This is a genomic window from Asanoa siamensis, from assembly GCF_016862555.1.
GTDB lineage: Bacteria > Actinomycetota > Actinomycetes > Mycobacteriales > Micromonosporaceae > Asanoa > Asanoa siamensis.
The window spans coordinates 1-2,339 of the sequence record NZ_BONE01000182.1 but is presented as its reverse complement, the minus strand read 5'-3'; the positions used below and the strand labels follow the sequence as shown (position 1 = coordinate 2,339).

The following is a 2,339-nucleotide window of genomic DNA, read 5'->3' as shown; positions in this document are numbered from 1 at the left end:
TCCTGGCCCGCGACCTCCCCCGCCTCGTCTACGTGCGCGAGCCGGCACCGCGGCGCGACCCGCGACTGGCCGACCTGCTGGCCGGCGCTTCGGCGGACCACACGGTCGGCTACCGCCGGTTCGGCGACCCCGACGAGCTGCGCGACCTGGTCGAGCGCGACCTGGCCGTGCTGCTCTCCGCCACGTTCGAGCAGAACGCCGAGCCCGCCCCGGCCGACACCGGCACCCGGCTGCCGGTGTCCCGGACCCCGCTGGTCGGCCGCGAGGACGACGTGGACGCCGTCTCCGCGCTGGTGGAGGACGAGGCCGTGCGGCTGGTCACCCTGGTCGGGCCCGGCGGGATCGGGAAGACCCGGCTGGCGACCGCCGTCGCGGAGCGGACGGGCGGCGGCTTCCCGGACGGCGTGCGCTACGTCGACCTCTCCTCGGTCACGGTCGCCAACCTGGTGGGCGAGGCGCTGGCCCGCGGGCTCGGCGTGCGTACCTCCGGCGCGGTGCGGCCCGAGGTGGACGTCGTCGCGCGGCTGCGCACCCAGCGCGTGCTGCTGGTCGTCGACAACTTCGAGCAGCTCACCGACGCCGCACCGGTGCTGGGCGCGATCCTGCGCGGCGCACCCGACGTGACCGCGCTCGTCACCAGCCGGGCGCCCCTGCGGCTGGCCGCCGAGCGGGTGTACGAGCTGGCGCCGCTGACCGCGGACACGGGCACCCCCGCGGAGTCACCGGGCGTCCGGCTGTTCGCGGACGCCGCCCGGGCCGCCGCGCCCGGGTTCCGCCTGACACCGGCCAACACCGACGCGGTCGTGGAGATCGTCCGGCGGCTGGACGGGCTGCCGCTGGCGATCGTGCTCGCGGCCGCCCGGGTCCGGCTGCTCCCGCCGGCCGCGATCGTCGAGCGCCTCGGCGATCCCCTGCGGCTGCTCACCGGCGGCGCGCGCGATCTGCCCGACCGGCAGCGCACGCTGCGGGACACGATCGCCTGGAGCTACCGGCTGCTCGGGCCCGCGGAGCAGCGGCTGTTCGACTGCCTCGGGGTGTTCGCGGGCGGCTGGGACATCGAGGCGGTCGAGGCGGTCACCGGCACGGATCCGCTGCCCGCCCTGGAGGCGCTGGTGGAGGCCGCGCTGATCCGGCGCGAGGACGTCGCGAGCGGCCAGGCCCGGTTCGCGATGCTGGACACCATCCGGCACTACGCGCGTACCCGCCTTCGGGACGGCGGCCGCTGGCACAGCGTGCACACCGCGTACGCCGCCTACTACGGGGCCATGGCCGAGGGGGCGGAGGTCGACCTCAACCGGGCGGGTACCGGTGCCGTCTGGCTGGACCGGCTGGAGCTCGAGCACGACAACCTCAACGCCGCCCTCGACTGGTTCCACGAGCAGGACGACCCCGCGGCGGCGCTGCGGGCGATGTGGGCGACCTGGACGTTCTGGTGGCGCCGGGGGCACTTCGACGAGGCCCGCCGGCACGTGGCCGCGATCCTCGACCGTGGCGGCCGGCTGGACGCCGCGGGACAGGGCCGGGCGCTGCTCGTCGGGGGCGGCGCCGAGTACGTGTCCGGCCAGTTCGACGCCGCGGAGGCGCTGCTGGTGCGGGGACTGCCGCTGCTGCGGGCGGCCGGCGACCCGGGCTCGCTGGCGCTGGCGCTCTGCACGCTCGCCCAGTTCGCGGCGCGGCGCGGCGAGCGGGAGGTGGCGCAGGCCCAACTGACCGAGGCCACGGGGCTGATCAGCGGCGCCGCCGCCTGGCAGGCCAGCCTCGTGCACAGCCGGGTGGCGCTGGTCGCCGTCGAGGACGGCCGGTACGCGGACGCGCTGGCCGCCCTGCGCGTCGCGCTCGACGTGTCCGCGGCGGCGGAGGAGCAGCTCGCCGCGCTCGTCGCCCACTACACCTGGGCGTTGGCCGCGACCGGGCTGGGCGAGCACGGCGAGGCGCGCGAACACCTCGTCCACGGTCTCGAGCTGGCCGCCGTCGCCCGGGACGAGGCGGTGGCCAGCGCCTTCCTCGCCGCGATCGCCGACCTGGACGGCCGCGACGGTTACCTGGACCGCGCGGTCCGGCTGGACTCCGCGTCCCGGGCCTGGCAGACGCCCTCCGGTGAGGCCTGGATGCGGGCGTTCGTGGCACCGTGGCCGGGCGCCCGGCTGGACCGCACCGCGGCGCGGGCGCAGCTCGGCGACGAGGCGTTCGACCGCGCCTGCCGGGTGGGCGAGCACCTCAGCCTCGCCGAGGCCGCCGCGGAAGCGGCCGGGGGGCGGTGATGGCGATGCACCGGATCCTCACGCCGGACCAGCGCCTCCGGGTCTTCGTCAGCTCCACACTGGACGAGCTCGCCCCCG

The 2,339-nt window shown here is 77.2% G+C and carries 1 protein-coding gene; it reads left to right on the top strand.

Features of this window, described 5'->3' with window-relative positions; translation table 11 throughout:
* The coding region (locus Asi02nite_RS41075; protein WP_239127733.1) for an ATP-binding protein at window positions 1–2,261 on the top strand (2,261 nt) is incomplete at its 5' end.
* Window positions 2,262–2,339 lie beyond the last annotated feature (78 nt).